This is a genomic window from Vibrio sp. 10N.222.52.B12 (assembly GCF_002875385.1).
In the GTDB taxonomy this organism is placed as follows: Bacteria; Pseudomonadota; Gammaproteobacteria; order Enterobacterales; family Vibrionaceae; genus Vibrio; species Vibrio jasicida.
In genome coordinates, this window is sequence record NZ_MDAW01000159.1 from 1 (window position 1) to 16741 (window position 16741).

General features: G+C 46.0%; 16 protein-coding genes. 11 read left to right on the forward strand and 5 right to left on the reverse strand.

Annotated features, from left to right (window positions below; genetic code table 11):
- Positions 1-43: 43 nt before the first annotated feature.
- On the forward strand, positions 44-586 hold the full coding sequence (locus tag BCT11_RS25130; protein WP_045422170.1) for an AAA family ATPase: 543 nt from the start codon (positions 44-46) through the stop codon (positions 584-586).
- A gap of 31 nt (positions 587-617) precedes the next feature.
- On the opposite strand, the gene BCT11_RS25135 is transcribed toward BCT11_RS25130, so the two are convergent.
- Positions 618-1259 carry a DUF2959 domain-containing protein gene (locus BCT11_RS25135; protein WP_005434517.1) on the reverse strand — a complete coding sequence of 214 codons (642 nt, stop codon included), beginning with the start codon at positions 1257-1259 and terminating at the stop codon, positions 618-620.
- A 35-nt stretch (positions 1260-1294) separates the two neighbouring features.
- On the opposite strand from BCT11_RS25135, the gene BCT11_RS25140 reads away from it, so the two are divergent.
- The 3 genes from BCT11_RS25140 to BCT11_RS25150 all read left to right on the forward strand — a co-directional run bounded on the left by BCT11_RS25140 (position 1295) and on the right by BCT11_RS25150 (position 3670).
- Positions 1295-2239, forward strand: a complete 945-nt coding sequence (locus BCT11_RS25140) for a virulence factor BrkB family protein (protein WP_102389552.1) — start codon at positions 1295-1297, stop codon at positions 2237-2239.
- Entirely contained in the window at positions 2211-2645 is a 435-nt protein-coding gene (gene dtd / locus BCT11_RS25145) for a D-aminoacyl-tRNA deacylase (RefSeq protein ID WP_038870041.1), read from the forward strand. Before BCT11_RS25140 ends, dtd begins: the two co-directional genes overlap by 29 nt.
- A 107-nt stretch (positions 2646-2752) precedes the next feature.
- Complete coding sequence (locus tag BCT11_RS25150; RefSeq protein ID WP_038870043.1) at positions 2753-3670, forward strand: bifunctional GNAT family N-acetyltransferase/hotdog fold thioesterase; 918 nt, start codon at positions 2753-2755, stop codon at positions 3668-3670.
- On the opposite strand, the gene BCT11_RS25155 is transcribed toward BCT11_RS25150, so the two are convergent.
- From BCT11_RS25155 to hslR, 4 genes are all read right to left on the reverse strand, one after another.
- Positions 3656-5833 (reverse strand): AsmA family protein, encoded by a 2178-nt coding sequence (locus tag BCT11_RS25155; protein ID WP_102389553.1) that lies wholly within the window; start codon positions 5831-5833, stop codon positions 3656-3658. The genes BCT11_RS25150 and BCT11_RS25155 overlap by 15 nt on opposite strands.
- A 174-nt stretch (positions 5834-6007) precedes the next feature.
- Complete coding sequence (gene pckA, locus BCT11_RS25160; protein ID WP_038870046.1) at positions 6008-7636, reverse strand: phosphoenolpyruvate carboxykinase (ATP); 1629 nt, start codon at positions 7634-7636, stop codon at positions 6008-6010.
- Between the two features lie 337 nt (positions 7637-7973).
- Positions 7974-8849 (reverse strand): Hsp33 family molecular chaperone HslO, encoded by an 876-nt coding sequence (gene hslO, locus BCT11_RS25165; RefSeq protein WP_038870048.1) that lies wholly within the window; start codon positions 8847-8849, stop codon positions 7974-7976.
- A gap of 31 nt (positions 8850-8880) precedes the next feature.
- Complete coding sequence (gene hslR / locus BCT11_RS25170) at positions 8881-9267, reverse strand: ribosome-associated heat shock protein Hsp15 (protein ID WP_038870051.1); 387 nt, start codon at positions 9265-9267, stop codon at positions 8881-8883.
- Between the two features lie 253 nt (positions 9268-9520).
- Between hslR and gspC the strand changes: the two genes are divergently transcribed.
- The 7 genes from gspC to gspI are packed head-to-tail and all read left to right on the forward strand — an operon-like array spanning position 9521 to position 16740.
- Complete coding sequence (gene gspC / locus BCT11_RS25175; protein WP_038870053.1) at positions 9521-10444, forward strand: type II secretion system protein GspC; 924 nt, start codon at positions 9521-9523, stop codon at positions 10442-10444.
- Positions 10445-10480: 36 nt separating this feature from the next.
- Complete coding sequence (gene gspD, locus BCT11_RS25180; RefSeq protein ID WP_038870055.1) at positions 10481-12508, forward strand: type II secretion system secretin GspD; 2028 nt, start codon at positions 10481-10483, stop codon at positions 12506-12508.
- Positions 12501-14003, forward strand: a complete 1503-nt coding sequence (gspE, locus tag BCT11_RS25185; protein ID WP_102389554.1) for a type II secretion system ATPase GspE — start codon at positions 12501-12503, stop codon at positions 14001-14003. The genes gspD and gspE overlap by 8 nt, the downstream gene beginning before the upstream one ends.
- Entirely contained in the window at positions 14003-15223 is a 1221-nt protein-coding gene (gspF, locus tag BCT11_RS25190; protein WP_038870059.1) for a type II secretion system inner membrane protein GspF, read from the forward strand. Before gspE ends, gspF begins: the two co-directional genes overlap by 1 nt.
- Before the next feature lie 60 nt (positions 15224-15283).
- Entirely contained in the window at positions 15284-15727 is a 444-nt protein-coding gene (gene gspG / locus BCT11_RS25195) for a type II secretion system major pseudopilin GspG (RefSeq protein ID WP_005430189.1), read from the forward strand.
- A 31-nt stretch (positions 15728-15758) separates the two neighbouring features.
- Entirely contained in the window at positions 15759-16364 is a 606-nt protein-coding gene (gspH, locus tag BCT11_RS25200; RefSeq protein WP_038870061.1) for a type II secretion system minor pseudopilin GspH, read from the forward strand.
- Positions 16351-16740, forward strand: coding sequence for a type II secretion system minor pseudopilin GspI (gene gspI, locus BCT11_RS25205; RefSeq protein WP_258070277.1), 390 nt, complete (start codon positions 16351-16353; stop codon positions 16738-16740). Before gspH ends, gspI begins: the two co-directional genes overlap by 14 nt.
- Position 16741: the final 1 nt, after the last annotated feature.

Genomic DNA, 16741 nt, shown 5'->3' on the forward strand with positions numbered 1-16741 from the left:
CGAGGCGGACCATACATTTTTGTATCTGAAGGGAAAAGAGTACATGAGGCCAATTGTGATTACGGGTGGCCCAGGCGCCGGCAAAACGACCTTGTTGAATGCGCTCGGTCATTTAGGGTATGCGACGTTTGCTGAAGGCTCACGTATTTTGATAGAGCAACAAAGTCAGTTAGAAAATGGCATCTTGCCTTGGAGTAACCTACCCGAGTTTGCCAACTTATGTCTTGAGTTTATGGGTAAGCAAAAGTGTGAGTCGCTGAGTCATCAGGTGGCTTTTATGGATCGCGCGATTCCCGATATTGTGGCTTATCTGCAAGTTGGAGGGTGTCTCGTTGAGCAAGCCTTCTTAACGGAGAGTGCTGGGTACCATAGTCAGGTGCTAACTTGTCGACCTGAAGCATCAATCTATGTTCAAGATGAAGTACGCCCACACAGCTTTGAAGAAGCGCTTCAGATTCATCACGCCCTTGTCGAGACGTATGCTGAGCTGGGTTATGAAGTGGTTGAAGTACCATGGGGAACAATACCAGAAAGGGTCGAGTTTGTTCGAAGAGTCACAGGCTTAGTGGTCGAGAGCACAAACTAAAAGCTCCTCACGAAGAGGAGCTTGTAAAGGCTTACTTTTGATTCAGCTGTTGCAGGAACTTATCTGATTCTGCGATCGCGGCATTCATTTGTTTGATTGCGTATTGGATGTCTTTCTCTAGGCTAGAAAATTCACCTTTTAGAGAGCCAATCGCGCTCGCGTTTAGGTTGTGTTTTAAGTAAAGCGTGTTGTCGCGGAGTGTGTTGAGTACTGGCGTCATCTTGTCTTCAGCACGCTTCATCGCACTGAGCATGGTTTTGTAAGATGCTTTGGTCTCACGCAGCTTTTGTTCACTTGAGCGACGTAGCTTCGCGCTGGTGTACAAGTCTAGTTCGCCCTGCCACTCATCAAACAGCGCATCGGACACGTCTTCAATTGCAGCAATACGATCGCGCACATCTTGTGCTGCTTTTTCGCTGTCTTCGTATTTATCGTTTATGTTGTTATAGACGCTTTCCAGTTCACCACCATCAAAATTGGTTAAGGCAGAAAGTGCTTCGAGTGCACTGGTAAATTCTTCTTGTGCGTCTTGTTGTGATTCTTTGGCGTCTTCAACGCGATCAACCATGATGTCACGCTTGTGGTATCCCACTTGCTCCATCGCTGAATAATAAGCGGACTGACATCCTGTTAAAGTGAAAATTGATAGTACAATTGCTAATAAATAAGGCATTCTTATGTCCTCGACGCTAATTTATGGGATGAACTATGAACCAGTTATCAGAGAGTTACAAGGTGAGATTGACTAGGCTTGTGCCGGGGAGCGTCGCGTTTTCCAAATATCTTCTCAAACGAATGACGCACGATCGCGTCAACGTCAATGCTGGCTATCTAGCTTATATTACTTTGCTGTCTATTGTGCCGATGTTGACGGTACTTTTGTCGATATTGTCGAAGTTTCCGGTGTTTGAGAATGTGGGTGAAACCTTGCAAGGTTACATCATTGATAACTTTGTCCCAGCTTCTGGTGATGCAGTAAGAACGGCGCTGCAAGAATTCGTTTCGAATACAGGAAAAATGACTGCCGTGGGCGGTGCTTTTCTATTTGTTGCGGCTTTGATGTTGATTTCAAATATCGATAAGAACTTAAACTACATTTGGCGAGTAAAAGACAAACGCCGCCCTGTCTTTTCTTTCTCAATGTATTGGATGGTGTTGACCCTTGGTCCGATTTTGGTCGGCGCAAGTATTGCTGCGACGTCTTACGTGACGTCCCTTAAGCTGATTGAGAACGAAACGCTATCGGGCGCTTACAACCTGTTTTTGCGTTGGCTGCCTTTGTTGTTGTCCTTCTTTGCGTTTATGGGCTTGTACTTTTTAGTGCCAAACAAAAAGGTATACCTATCCCATGGTGCAGTTGGCGCTGCTATTGCTGCTGTGCTGTTTGAATTGAGTAAGAAAGGCTTTGCTTTCTACATTACCCAGTTTCCTTCTTATCAGTTGATTTATGGCGCGTTAGCGGCCATTCCAATCTTGTTTGTGTGGGTGTATTTGTGTTGGCTCATTGTTTTGATTGGTGCGGAAGTCACCGCGGCTTTGGGAGAAAGAGAGCACTGGAGTGATGACCTAGAAATGATACACTCGACGGCAGAATTGCAATTAACAGATGAAGGAAGCGAGAGTCGTGATAGCGCTAATCCAACGTGTCAGTGAAGCCGCCGTTCGCGTGGACGGTGAAGTTGTCGGTGAAATCGACCAAGGTCTACTTGTTCTACTTGGTGTAGAGAAGGACGATGATGAAGCAAAAGCAAAACGTTTGATGGAGCGCGTAACCACTTATCGAGTGTTTGAAGACGATGACGGTAAAATGAATCTCAACGTCAAACAAGTGAACGGTAAGGTGTTGGTGGTGTCTCAATTTACGTTACCAGCAGACACCAAAAAAGGCACTCGCGCAGGCTTTTCTCGTGGTGCACACCCTGCGGATGCAGAACGTCTGTATGATTACTTTTCTGATTTGTGTGAGCAAGAGCTACCGACGCAACGTGGCCGCTTTGCTGCTGATATGAAAGTGTCATTAATTAATGACGGCCCGGTGACTTTCTGGCTACAGGTCTAATCTGGTAACTCCAATATCATGGTCTAAGCTTTAAGCCCAAGCGAATTGAATTTGCTTGGGTGTTTTCTCCTAAGGCTTTCATTTGATTTGTACTTTCAAGGATTGATATGTTCAAACTCATAACTCCAAAAACAGAAAATCAGCTCAATAAGTACTATCAATTTCGCTGGCAATTGCTACGTGAACCTTGGCGTATGCCGATAGGATCAGAGCGTGATGAGTACGATGGCATGAGCCATCATCGCATGATTACTGACAGTCGTGGCCGCCCTATGGCAATTGGTCGTTTGTACATTACCCCAGATAATGATGGTCAGATCCGCTACATGGCAGTGAAAAATAACCGTCGTAGCAAAGGCATGGGCTCATTAGTGCTCGTGGCGTTGGAATCTCTGGCGCGTCAAGAAGGCGCGAAGCGTTTGGTGTGTAATGCGCGTGAAGATGCGATTGCCTTCTACGAAAAGAACGGTTTTGAGCGAAGAGGTGAACTGACCGATGAACGTGGACCGGTGCGCCACCAACAGATGGTCAAACACCTTGACCCAATGGCTGATGTACTTCGCCGTCCCGACTGGTGTACCGAGCTACAAGAACGCTGGGAAGCGCAGATCCCAATTGCAGATAAGATGGGGATCAAAATCAATCAATACACGGGTTACCAGTTTGAGTGTAGCGCACAGCTCAATCCAAACTTGAATCCGCATAACACCATGTTTGCAGGCTCTGCCTTTACTCTGGCGACATTGACGGGGTGGGGTATGACGTGGTTGTTGATGAAAGAGCGTGGTTTGCACGGCGATATCGTGTTGGCAGACAGTTCGATTCGCTATCGCCATCCGGTTGAGCAGAATCCTGTGGCGAGTACCTCACTTGATGGTATTAGTGGTGATTTGGACAGGCTTGCGTCAGGACGTAAAGCGCGCATTGTTATTCATGTGGTGATTTACAGTGGTGACGTACCAGCAGTGGACTTTGTTGGTACTTACATGCTGTTACCGAATTACTCTAAGTTACTCAGCTGTTAGTGTTTCTTGTGGCGCGTCTGTGTTTGTAGATGCGCCTTTTTCAGATGTTAGGTCACGGCCTTGCGGCGCAGCGTTAGTTTCTGCCGCGCTTTCTTTAACTGGACCTTTAGTCGAGTCTTCTTGATTAGAGATAAGTTGCTCTTCTGAGTGCTCCGTTGCGTGAGGCTCTTCCTCTTCGACCACTTCTTCGCTCAGTTCTTCTTCATGGTGCTCTAGATTAATTGCGTCAATCGTTTTGCTGCTTGTTACTTTCGATGAAGGCTTTTCTGATTCGATTGACTCAGTCTGCTTTGGCTTAATTGCACATTCATTGGTTTCGACGTCGCCACTCAATATGTCACCTTGAACTTTTCCACACACTTCTTTGAGCTGATAAATCACACCGCTCAGTGGGTTATTCGCCATATCAAACTCACCCGATAGGTTACCCGAAATGGCTTTGCCGGAAATGGTCACTGGTTGAAGCTTTACTTCGCCTCGCTGAGCTTGCAGTCGCAATGGGCTGAAAGTGACTGACTTTAGTGAATCGTCCGCTTGCGATTTCAAGGTGGTATCACGCAAGTTGGCTTCGACTTCTCCCGATAAGCTGTAAGAAAGCATGTTTTGATCGCCCGCCAATCCTTTTAAATCGAGACTTAAGTCAGAGAAGCCATTGACCGCAAGTGCTGTTGGTAAGTATGGGTGAAGTAATTGCAGGGGAATACCATCTGCATTGAGGTTTAGTGCCCATGGTTGACTGGTGGTACTGAGATCGATTTGCCCCAAGCCTTCGATATAGCCTTGCTCTAATGGCGCAAACAAACGTGTTAGCTGCCAGAAGCCATTTTCACTTTGGGTTGCGATCGCAGCATGCGATGAAAGGACTTGATCGTAACTGGCATTCACGACGCTTGCATCAAGCTTGCCATTCCAAATACCCCAGTGACCATTGCTGCGTTTTACTTCGAGCTGGTCACCCTCCAAATTCAAGCCAGAAAGCTGCCAGTAAGGTTGTTTGGATAACTGGATTACTTGACTGCGTTCAATCTCTAACTGCTTAACATCGACTTGCTGGAGCTTCTCTGTCGTTGTTTGCCACCAATCGGTTTTATCTCCTGGATGGATTGCCCATTTTAATCCAGTGATGGTGGCGTTGTTAATTTTCCAATGCTCTGGCTCAAACTCGCCTGATATCTGAACGGTACCCTGTTGCCAATCTAAGCTTAGTTCTTGCAGTTGAATGGCTCCTGGCTTGAATTGAGCATTCAAGCGAGGCTCAACCGCGGTTTGATCTTGGAAACTGACGCTGTCAGCTTGCAGAGATATTTGTGCTGTTGTATTCCACAATGACAATGGGAGAGATGCATCTTCTACCGACAATTCTAAATTCTGCCAATGCCAATCTCCGTATTCCACGTCTGCATTCAGTAGGTCGAGGCTGTTAATGTGACTTATGTTAATCGGTAGAGCATGCCATGGTTTCGCTAACAAGGATTGTAACTGAGTGTTGTTGATTTTGAGCCTGTCAACAGTGACATTCACCAGCGACCAACCTTGTGGATAGTGCTCACCTTGGCCTGAAATCTCACTGTCTCGCCAATTAAACGACGCGCCGTAAAGGGTGCTGTCCTGTGCTTTATAATCGACATCGACCAAAACATTGTTAAAGGTCTCACCATTCCAGTACCACTGCTCGGCAGACAGTTGGATTGCACCGAAAGGAACGAGTTGGTCCTTGCCATTCCATTGTGGATCTTGGATTTGTAGACTTAAACCATTAATACTGAATGCGTCATCCGCATAATCGAGGTTTTTTAGCGCCACCTGATGAAATTGGACATTTGTTAATTGAGGGAGAGTCGGCATGCCTTGTTGCAAGCTCAGACCATCAATAAGCAAACTATCGACAACCCACTTTCCATTGTGACGAACATCGGGGTTGAGCCAGACATCAACTTGTTCGATATAAGGCCATTGTTTATCTTTTGATGTGACGCCTTGCAGTTTCAGGTGGTAAGGAAATTCGTATTGGACACTTTCTGCTTGCAAAGGGAGCTCAGTCGACTCTGACAGCAGGTTCCAGGTTTGTTTGGAGTACGAGGTCGTCAGTAAGGCGATAAAAGCAGTTGGTACCGCGATCGCCAATACGAATATAAGAATTAGAATTCGACCTGCTGTTTTCATCCTTGCCAAAACCTGTGCGCAAAATAATGGTTAACCCAATGAAGAGATGTCTCTTGAGCAACCTAGATAGGCTTAAGCTTGTATCAATCTGGGGTGGGATTCAATAAAAAGCCCCTCAAAAGAGGGGCTTGACGATTATTTTTGTAGCTAAGTCACGCAGACTTCGTTGATGGTTTAATCCAACTGAGGTCCTGCTGCCACCAAAGATTGGCCTTCAGCATTGTCAGTGTACTTATCAAAGTTGTTGATGAAGCGTTCTGCCAAATCTTTCGCTTTGCTTTCCCATTGAAGTGGATCAACGTAAGTCTCACGTGGGTCAAGGATGCTTGGATCGACACCTGGAAGTGAAGTTGGCACCTCTAGGTTGAAGATAGGAATATGCTTGGTTTTCGCATCTTCAATTGAGCCGTCAAGGATTGCATCGATAATGCCGCGTGTATCTTGGATAGAAATACGCTTGCCGCTGCCGTTCCAACCAGTGTTGACTAGGTAAGCTTCTGCGCCAGCTGCTTCCATGCGTTTAACCAGTACTTCTGCGTACTTAGTTGGGTGTAGGGTTAAGAACGCTGCCCCGAAACATGCCGAGAAGGTTGGTGTTGGTTCAGTGATGCCACGTTCTGTACCGGCTAGTTTAGCGGTAAAGCCAGACAAGAAGTGGTACTTAGTTTGCTCAGGAGTTAGTTTAGAAACCGGAGGTAGTACGCCGAATGCGTCTGCTGATAGGAAGATCACCTTATTCGCGTGACCGCCTTTTGATACTGGCTTAACAATGTTGTCGATGTGATGCAGTGGGTAAGAAACACGAGTGTTCTCTGTCTTAGACCCATCATCAAAGTCGATAGAACCATCACTACGAACTGTAACGTTCTCTAATAGTGCATCGCGGCGGATTGCGTTGTAGATATCAGGCTCAGCTTCTTTCGATAGTTTGATGGTTTTCGCGTAACAGCCACCTTCGAAGTTGAATACGCCGTCGTCATCCCAACCGTGCTCATCATCACCAATCAGTGCACGTTTAGGGTCTGTAGATAGCGTTGTTTTACCTGTGCCAGATAGACCGAAGAAAATTGCTACATCGCCTTCTTCGCCCATGTTTGCACTACAGTGCATTGATGCGATGTCTTTCAGCGGAAGGAAGTAGTTCATCATGGCGAACATGCCTTTCTTCATTTCACCGCCGTACCAAGTACCACCGATCAGTTGCATGCGCTCTGTTAGGTTGAACACCGTGAAGTTTTCAGAGTTCAGGCCTTGTTCTTCCCACTTGTCGTTCGTGCACTTCGCACCGTTCATTACGACGAAATCAGGTTCAAACGTTGCCAACTCTTCTTCTGTTGGACGGATAAACATGTTTTTCACGAAGTGCGCTTGCCATGCGACTTCTGTAATCACTCGAATACTCAAACGAGTGTCTGGGTTTGCACCACAATAACCGTCAATCACAAATAGGCGTTTACCAGAAAGCTGGTTGGTCACGAGCTCTTTTAGATCGTCCCACACTTCTTTGTTGATGGCTTTGTTGTCATTTTTCACTGCATCAGAAGTCCACCACATGTGCTCTTCTGTGGTTGCATCTTTTACGATGTACTTATCTTTTGGTGAGCGACCAGTGAAGATACCAGTGTCTACGGCAACCGCGCCGAGTTCCGTAACGACACCACGTTCATAACCTGTCAGGTCTGCACGGGTCTCTTCCTCGAATAGCATTTCGTAGCTTGGGTTGCGAACAACCTCTTTAACGTTGTGCAGTCCGTGTTTGGTTAGATCAAGTGTTGCAGCCTTTGTATGTTCCATAACGGTCATAGGTGCTCCTTATAAGGATTTTTGTAGGGATTTTGTAATAATGTTTTAATTTTTATCTGCTCACCATGCTAGCAACGGGGCGGGGAGAAAACAGGGATGTAGCTCAAAAATTATCCATGATTTCAGTAAGGTTTTAGGTAACCCGTCACATATCGGTACGAATAGTTTATCGTGCGCGCAAACCTTTGCGCTAGGCCAAAAGAATTATTAATTACTTAAAATTAAGCGGTTGCTTTATTACGTGTGAGGCTAGGTATTACGAGGGTTAGATCACAAAAAGGCCAGCGTAATGCTGGCCTTTTGAAAGGTAAATTACAGGCTTGCTAAGCTATGAAAATTAATGCAAGGTTTTCTTTTCAGGAGCCGCTTGCGCATAGAGTTCGGTAATCTCTGATTCATCAAACGAGTATGACGTGCCACAGTAATCACAATGTAAAGAAACTGATCCTTCTTCGGCCAAAATGTCATTAATTTCAGCACGGTCTACGGTAATGATTGCTGCACCACTGCGCTCACGAGAACAACCACAATGGAATTCGACTGGTTGAGGTTCGTAAAGACGAACGGTGTCTTGGTTATATAGACGGTATAGCAGTTCGTTCGCAGGTAGCGTGAACAGCTCTTCGTTCTTCACTGTGTCTGTCAGTTGCTCTAGGTGATCGAAATCTTCTGGTGCACCAGTGCCGTCTGGCATGATTTGAATCATCATACCTGCAGCGTGTGCTTTACCTTCGTGTTCACCAGTGCGGATCCACAGACGCGTTTTTAGCTGTTCAGAGTTTGCGAAGTAGCCTTCAATAACTTCAGCTAATGTGTCACCTTCTAGGCCAACGACACCTTGGTAACGCTCGCCTTTTTTCGGTTCGATGGTGATCACTAGGTAACCTTTACCCATCATCTCGTGCAGTGTCGCGTTGTCAGCGATATCGCCTTCCCAACGTGCAACGCCGCGGATCTTTTGATCATGATCGCCATTGATGACTGCTAGAGAGACAGGGCCGTCACCTTGCAGCTGGATCGTGATTGAGCCTTCGAATTTCAAAGTTGCCGTTAAAAGTGTGGTTGAAACGAGTAGCTCACCCAACAGTTTTTGCAGCGCTGCCGGATATTCCTTGCTGGAGATAATACGTTGGTATGCTTCATCCAATTGTACCAACTCGCCACGAACTGAAAGGTCTTCAAATAGGTAGCGGTGTAAAACATTATTTGCCATGGAGTGCTTTCCTCGTCGGTAATTCCGGCGTTTATTGATGTTTGAACTTAATGATGTCGCGGCGCTGCTTTTTATCTGGGCGGCGTTCCGGACTAGGGTTGTGGGCGTTGAGTTTACGTTGTTTCGCGAACTCTTCGCGTTGATTAACACTGTCTTCAGTTTCGCGGTAGAGCGTTTGAGCGATGGGTGCGCCCATGCGACGATCAGAGATTTTTTCGATGATCACCGTTTTTTCTTCATTACCTTGACGAAGACGAATCTCAGCGCCCAACTCAACGATTTTACTTGGTTTGCTTCGTTGCCCATTATAGTGGACTTTACCGCCATCGACCATATTACGTGCGATAGAGCGGGTTTTATAGAATCTGGCAGCCCACAACCATTTATCTAGCCTTACGGCTTCATTTTCGGAACTCATAGAACTCGATGCTATCTAATCACTGCACTGATAGCGCAATGCTGGTGGATTATTCACCTACAGATGGTGCCAAGGCGTATTTTTTTCAAGGGAGTTGGCAAAAACTGCATAAGAAAAAGGTATGAAATATAAGTTGTGATATAGTTCACTGCTCTTTGTTGAGTAGTAATTTTATTGCAATTTTAGCAAGATAGAGTCGGCTGTCTTTATTTAGATTCAGGCTGACAGACGTAAGAATAAAGGAATCAATTCAGTGAAGCGTTTAGAGCTAAGTGCAGGATTATCAAGCAGCCCGCTACTGGCTCAGATCAAGTCCAACAATCATACCATTCAAGCGAAACTTAGTTTGCTACTTACTTGTCTATTTATAGCAATGACAGGTTGGATACTCGGTAAAGTGGTGTGGTTAGCAATGCCTCAAACTTCTGATGTGACTCAATGGAGACCGTCAGCAAGTGCTGTTGTGTCTGGTAATAAAAAAGACGCGATTGATTTCAATGCCCTCCAAAATGCCAACTTATTCGGAAAGTACACCGAGCAAAAGCCGGTCGTAGTAGAGCAACCTGTCGTGCAAGATGCGCCTAAAACACGCTTAAACCTAACGTTAGTTGGCGCGGTTGCGAGTAGTAACGCAAAAACCAGCTTGGCGGTGATTGCCAACCGAGGCAAACAAGCGACTTATGGCATCGGCGAAGAAATTGATGGAACGCGAGCAGAATTAAAAGCGGTGTTGGTGGACCGAGTCATTATTGACAACCAAGGCCGAGATGAAACCCTTATGCTTGAAGGGATTGAATACAAAAAGCTGTCTGAAACTCGTCAGGCAACTCGACCACAAGCGGCGAAGGCAAATAAACCTTCTGCTGTGGGGGAAAAGTTAGATCAAATTCGAGCGGAAATCGCAAAAGATCCGCAGAGCGTATTTAAGTACATCAACATTTCTCCGGTTAAGAAAGACGGTGGAATTGTCGGCTATCGCGTCTCACCAGGTCGTGATGCGGCTTTGTTTAATGATGTCGGTCTAAAACCTGGTGATATTGCGGTGCAACTAAATGGGATCGATTTAAGTGACCCTTCATCTTCAGTACAACTGATGCAAGTGATGAACGACCCGCAAGAACTGAATTTGACTGTGGACCGTGATGGTCAGCAGTACGACATCTACATCCAATTGTAATACTTAGGCAACCAGCGTAAGTTCAGGGAGACATACGTGAAACATTGGTTTAGCAAAAGTGCTTGGTTACTTGCAGGGACTCTTCTCTGCGCACCGGGTGCGATGGCGAACGATTTTAGTGCTAGCTTCAAAGGCACTGACATTCAAGAATTTATCAACATTGTTGGTCGTAACCTAGAAAAGACCATCATCGTTGACCCGTCAGTACGCGGCAAAATCGACGTACGCAGCTATGACGTTCTTAATGAAGAGCAATACTACAGCTTCTTCCTTAACGTGCTAGAGGTGTATGGTTATGCGGTTGTAGAAATGGACAACGGCGTACTTAAAGTCATTAAAGCAAAAGACTCAAAAACATCTGCCATTCCAGTCTTAGGCGACGGCAGTGCGAAAGGCGATAGTGTCATTACTCGCGTGGTCGCGGTTCGTAACGTATCGGTTCGCGAACTTTCTCCACTACTGCGTCAGCTGATTGATAACGCTGGTGCCGGTAACGTAGTGCACTATGACCCTGCTAACATCATTTTGATCACAGGTCGTGCCGCGGTCGTAAACCGCCTTGCGGAAATCATTAAACGGGTTGACCAAGCGGGTGATAAAGAAATCGAATTAGTCGAGCTACGCAATGCTTCTGCTGCTGAGATGGTTCGTATCGTTGAGGCCCTGAACAAAACGACGAATCAAAAAAGTACACCTGAATTCCTTGAACCTAAAATCGTTGCTGATGAGCGTACCAACTCAATCCTGATTTCTGGTGATCCCAAAGTGCGAGCGCGCCTTAAGCGATTAATTCGTCAACTTGACGTTGAAATGGCGACGAAAGGTAATAACCGCGTGGTTTACCTTAAGTATGCGAAAGCCGAAGACTTGGTTGACGTATTAAAAGGGGTGTCTGACAACCTACAAGCTGAGAAGCAAGCGGGTCAAAAAGGAGCATCAAGTTCACAACGTGGCGAAGTGGTGATTGCCGCTCACGAAGCGACCAACTCTTTGGTGCTGACTGCGCCGCCAGATATCATGATGGCGCTACAAGACGTGATTTCTCAACTGGATATCCGTCGTGCACAAGTTCTGATTGAAGCGTTGATCGTTGAAATGTCTGAAGGCGACGGCATCAACCTTGGCGTTCAATGGGGTAACCTAGAAACAGGTGCGGTTATTCAATACGGCAACTCTGGAGCGTCAATTGGTAGCGTAATGGTTGGTCTTGAAGAAGCAAAAGATCAAACTCGAACTGAATACTATACAAACTCAGATGGTGAACGTACGCCATATGACGTTACTGAATCTGGTGACTACTCAACTCTGGCATCTGCACTTAGCGGTGTAAATGGTGCAGCGATGAGTATTGTCATGGGTGACTGGACTGCGTTGATCAGTGCCGTCTCATCAGATTCAAACTCAAACATTCTATCATCCCCAAGCATTACAGTGATGGATAACGGTGAAGCGTCCTTCATCGTTGGTGAAGAAGTGCCTGTGATTACAGGCTCGACAGCCGGATCGAATAACGACAACCCATTCCAAACGGTTGACCGTAAAGAAGTTGGCATCAAACTTAAAGTCGTACCTCAAATCAACGAAGGTGATTCAGTACAACTGACTATTGAGCAGGAAGTGTCAAACGTTCTGGGCGCGAATGGTGCGGTGGACGTACGTTTCGCGAAGCGTCAGTTGAATACCTCTGTGATGATTCAAGATGGTCAGATGCTAGTTCTGGGTGGTTTGGTTGATGAGCGTGCGTTAGAAAGTGAATCGAAAGTGCCGCTACTGGGTGATATTCCTGTAATAGGTCAACTGTTCAAGTCGACTAGCACGCAAACAGAAAAACGTAACCTGATGGTATTCATCAAGCCAACCATCATCCGCGATGGTATGACGGCTGATGGCATTACTCAGCGTAAGTACAACTTCATTCGTGCAGAGCAGCTTTATAAAGCGCAAGAAGGCTTGAAGTTGATGGATGACTCTAAGATTCCAGTCATGCCTGAATTTGGTGAAGATCGTAAACACCCTGCTGAAATTCAAGCGTTCATCGATCAGATGGTAAAGAATAATGGTTGATATGTTAGACACAGCGCCAAGCATGCGCCGTCTGCCATTCAGTTTTGCCAACCGCTTTAAACTGGTATTGGAGACGGAGCACCCTGAGCGCCCTCCAATCCTGTATTACGTCGAGCCGCTCAATCCTGCGGCTTTGGTTGAAGTACGCCGTGTACTGAAACAGAACTTTATTCCTCAACCGATGGACAAAGAAGCGTTCGATAAAAAGCTAACTGAAGCTTACCAGCGTGATTCTTCTGAAGCCCGTCAGTTGATGGAAGACATTGGCGCAGACAGTGACGACTTTTTCTCATTGGCAGAAGAGCTGCCGCATGATGAGGACTTGCTAGAGTCTGAAGATGATGCGCCAATCATCAAATTGATCAATGCCATGCTCGGTGAAGCGATCAAAGAAGGGGCATCGGATATTCATATCGAAACGTTCGAGAAAACTCTGTCAATTCGTTTCCGTGTCGATGGTGTATTGCGTGAAGTCTTAACCCCAAGCCGTAAACTCGCCCCTTTGCTGGTTTCTCGTGTGAAGGTAATGGCAAAACTAGATATCGCAGAAAAACGTGTTCCTCAAGATGGTCGTATTTCTCTGCGTATCGGTGGTCGAGCAGTAGACGTTCGTGTTTCTACCATGCCTTCATCGCATGGTGAGCGTGTGGTAATGCGTCTATTGGACAAAAACGCAACGCGTCTAGATTTACACAGTTTGGGTATGACGCCATCGGTGCACGATAACTTTGGTCGCTTGATTCAACGTCCACACGGTATCATCTTGGTGACCGGTCCGACAGGTTCGGGTAAATCAACGACCTTGTACGCGGGCTTGCAAGAGATCAACAGCAACGAACGTAATATTCTGACGGTAGAAGACCCAATCGAATTCGATATCGATGGTATCGGCCAGACGCAGGTTAACCCGAAAGTCGACATGACGTTTGCGCGCGGCTTACGTGCCATTCTTCGTCAGGACCCGGACGTGGTGATGGTCGGTGAGATCCGTGACTTAGAGACTGCACAGATTGCAGTGCAAGCGTCTCTGACTGGTCACTTGGTAATGTCGACGCTGCACACCAATACGGCAGTGGGTGCTATTACGCGTCTACGCGATATGGGCATCGAACCTTTCCTCATTTCATCTTCATTGCTTGGTGTGCTTGCTCAACGTCTGGTTCGTACCTTGTGTTCGGACTGTAAAGAACCTTATGAAGCTGATAAAGAACAGAAAAAACTGTTTGGTTTAGAAGAGCATGAATCTCTGGTTTTACATCGTGCGACAGGATGTGAAGTCTGCAATCAGAAGGGCTATCGTGGTCGTACTGGTATTCATGAACTTCTGATGGTGGATGAGCAAGCTCAGGAGTTAATTCACAGCGAAGCGGGTGAACAAGAAATTGAAAAAGCCGTCCGTCAGCATACACCAAGTATTCGTAGCGATGGCCTAAGCAAAGTGAGCCGCGGCATTACCTCACTTGAAGAAGTCATGCGAGTGACCAAGGAAGCGTAATGGCAGCATTTGAATACAAAGCGCTGGATGCGAAAGGCAAGCAGAAGAAAGGCACAATTGAAGGGGATAACGCTCGTCAGGTGCGCCAACGCCTAAAAGAACAGGGCATGATTCCTGTCGAGGTGATGGAAGCTAAAGCAAAAGCGGCTAAGTCTTCAGGCGGGTCAGTCGGATTCAAGCGTGGTATCAAAACCGCAGAACTTGCACTGATCACACGCCAACTTTCAACACTCGTTCAATCGGGTATGCCATTAGAAGAGTGTTTGAAAGCGGTATCAGAACAAGCAGAAAAGCCGCGTATTCGTACTATGATTGCCGCCGTGCGTTCAAAAGTCACGGAAGGTTACCCTCTGGCAGATAGCCTGGGGGATTACCCGCATGTTTTCGACGAACTTTACCTTTCAATGGTTGCCGCGGGTGAAAAATCCGGTCACTTGGACACGGTGTTAGAGCGCTTGGCTGACTACGTAGAAAACCGTCAGAAAATGCGTTCTAAATTGCTGCAAGCCATGATTTACCCGGTGGTATTGGTGGTGTTTGCCGTTGGTATCGTCTCTCTGTTGCTCTCTTCTGTTGTTCCGAAGATCATCGAACCTATCATTCAGATGGGACAAGAGTTACCTCAATCAACGCAATTTCTTTTGTCTGCGAGTGAGTTTGTCCAAGAGTGGGGTCTGATCATCTTTATCGTGGTGGTGGTGCTCTTTTACGGGCTTAAACTGGCACTACAAAAACCGAACTTTCGTTTAGCGTGGGATAGAAAAATCCTTAGCCTACCGCTGATTGGTAAGATTTCTCGTGGCTTAAATACGTCGCGATTTGCGCGTACGCTATCGATTTGTACATCCAGTGCTATTCCGATTTTGGAAGGCATGCGAGTCGCGGTTGATGTTATGTCCAATCGTTACGTGAAACAGCAAGTTTTGGTCGCGGCAGATAACGTAAGAGAAGGTGCAAGCTTACGTAAAGCATTGGATCAAACTCGTTTGTTTCCACCAATGATGCTGCACATGATTTCTAGTGGTGAGCAGAGTGGTGAGCTTGAGAGTATGTTGACTCGTGCTGCGGATAACCAAGATCAAAACTTTGAATCTACGGTCAACATTGCACTTGGCATTTTCACTCCAGTATTGATCGCATTGATGGCAGGCTTGGTACTTTTCATCGTAATGGCGACATTGATGCCAATGTTGGAAATGAATAACTTAATGAGTGGATAAAATTCGAGTTAAGCTGTGTCTACTGATGATATAGCTTGAATCTAACTTTCGGAGATAATAATGAAATTTAAGCGTAGTAAACAACAAGGCTTTACACTTTTAGAAGTGATGGTTGTTGTGGTTATCCTAGGTATTTTGGCGAGTGTTGTTGTTCCTAACTTACTTGGTAACAAAGAAAAAGCAGACCAACAAAAAGCGATCACCGATATTGTTGCATTAGAAAATGCACTGGATATGTACAAGTTGGATAACAGCGTTTACCCAACAACAGACCAAGGTCTTGATGCGTTAGTAAACAAACCATCGAACCCAGAACCACGCAACTACCGCGATGGTGGCTACATTAAGCGTCTACCGTCTGATCCATGGGGCAATGAGTACCAATACCTAAGCCCTGGTGATAACGGTACGATTGATATCTTTACTCTAGGTGCAGATGGCCAAGAGGGCGGTGAAGGCCCTGCGTCGGATATCGGCAACTGGAACATGCAAGATTTCCAATAAGATAAAGTTCAAACCAGCACTAATGAAGCAAATGCAAAAACATCGTGGTTTTACATTAATAGAAATTCTATTGGTGCTGGTTTTGTTATCTCTTACCGCAGTCGCCGTAATAGCGACCCTGCCTACCAGTCAGAAAGATCTTTCCAAACAATATGCTCAAAGCTTTTTCCAGCGCTTACAGCTACTGAATGAAGAAGCCGTACTGAGCGGCAAAGACTTTGGTTTACGTGTTGATGATGTGAAATCCACTTACGTCTTGCTCAGCTTGACTCAAGATGGATGGCAACCATTGGAATTGAAACAGATTCCTAGTGAGACCAAATTGGAAGGCGATATTTCGCTGCAATTGGATCTTGGTGGTGGCGCATGGGACGATGACGATCGACTATTTGAACCTGGTTCTTTGTTTGATGAGGACATGTTTGCGGAAGAAGATGACAAAGAGAAAAAGAAAGTGAAGCCACCTCAAGTATTCATTTTCTCTAGTGCGGAAGTTACGCCATTTAGTTTGTCTTTCTTTCCTGAAGATGGCGACGCATTTAACGATGGTTGGCGCATTATTGGCAAAGAAACCGGCGAAATCTTGTTACTAGAGCCTGGTGAAGAATTGGAAGACGACAACAATGCGACATTCTAAGCAAAGCCGTATCGGTTCTTCTTCGCTTCATACTAGAGGCATGACGTTGTTGGAAGTGTTGGTCGCATTAGCGATTTTTGCGACGGCGGCAATCAGTGTGATTCGCTCGGTGAGTCAACACATTAATACTGTTAGTTATTTAGAAGAAAAAATGTTTGCAGCCATGGTTGTGGATAACCAAATGGCCAATGTGATGCTCTCGACTGAAAAACTCAAAGCCAAAAAAGGCACTGAAGAGTTAGCGGGACGAACTTGGTATTGGAAGGTAACTCCTGTTGCCACCGCGCAGCCATTGCTGAAAGCATTTGATGTCAGTGTCGCAACTGAAAAAGAAGCGAGTCCTGTTGTGACGGTGAGAAGCTATGTTGCGGAGTAAT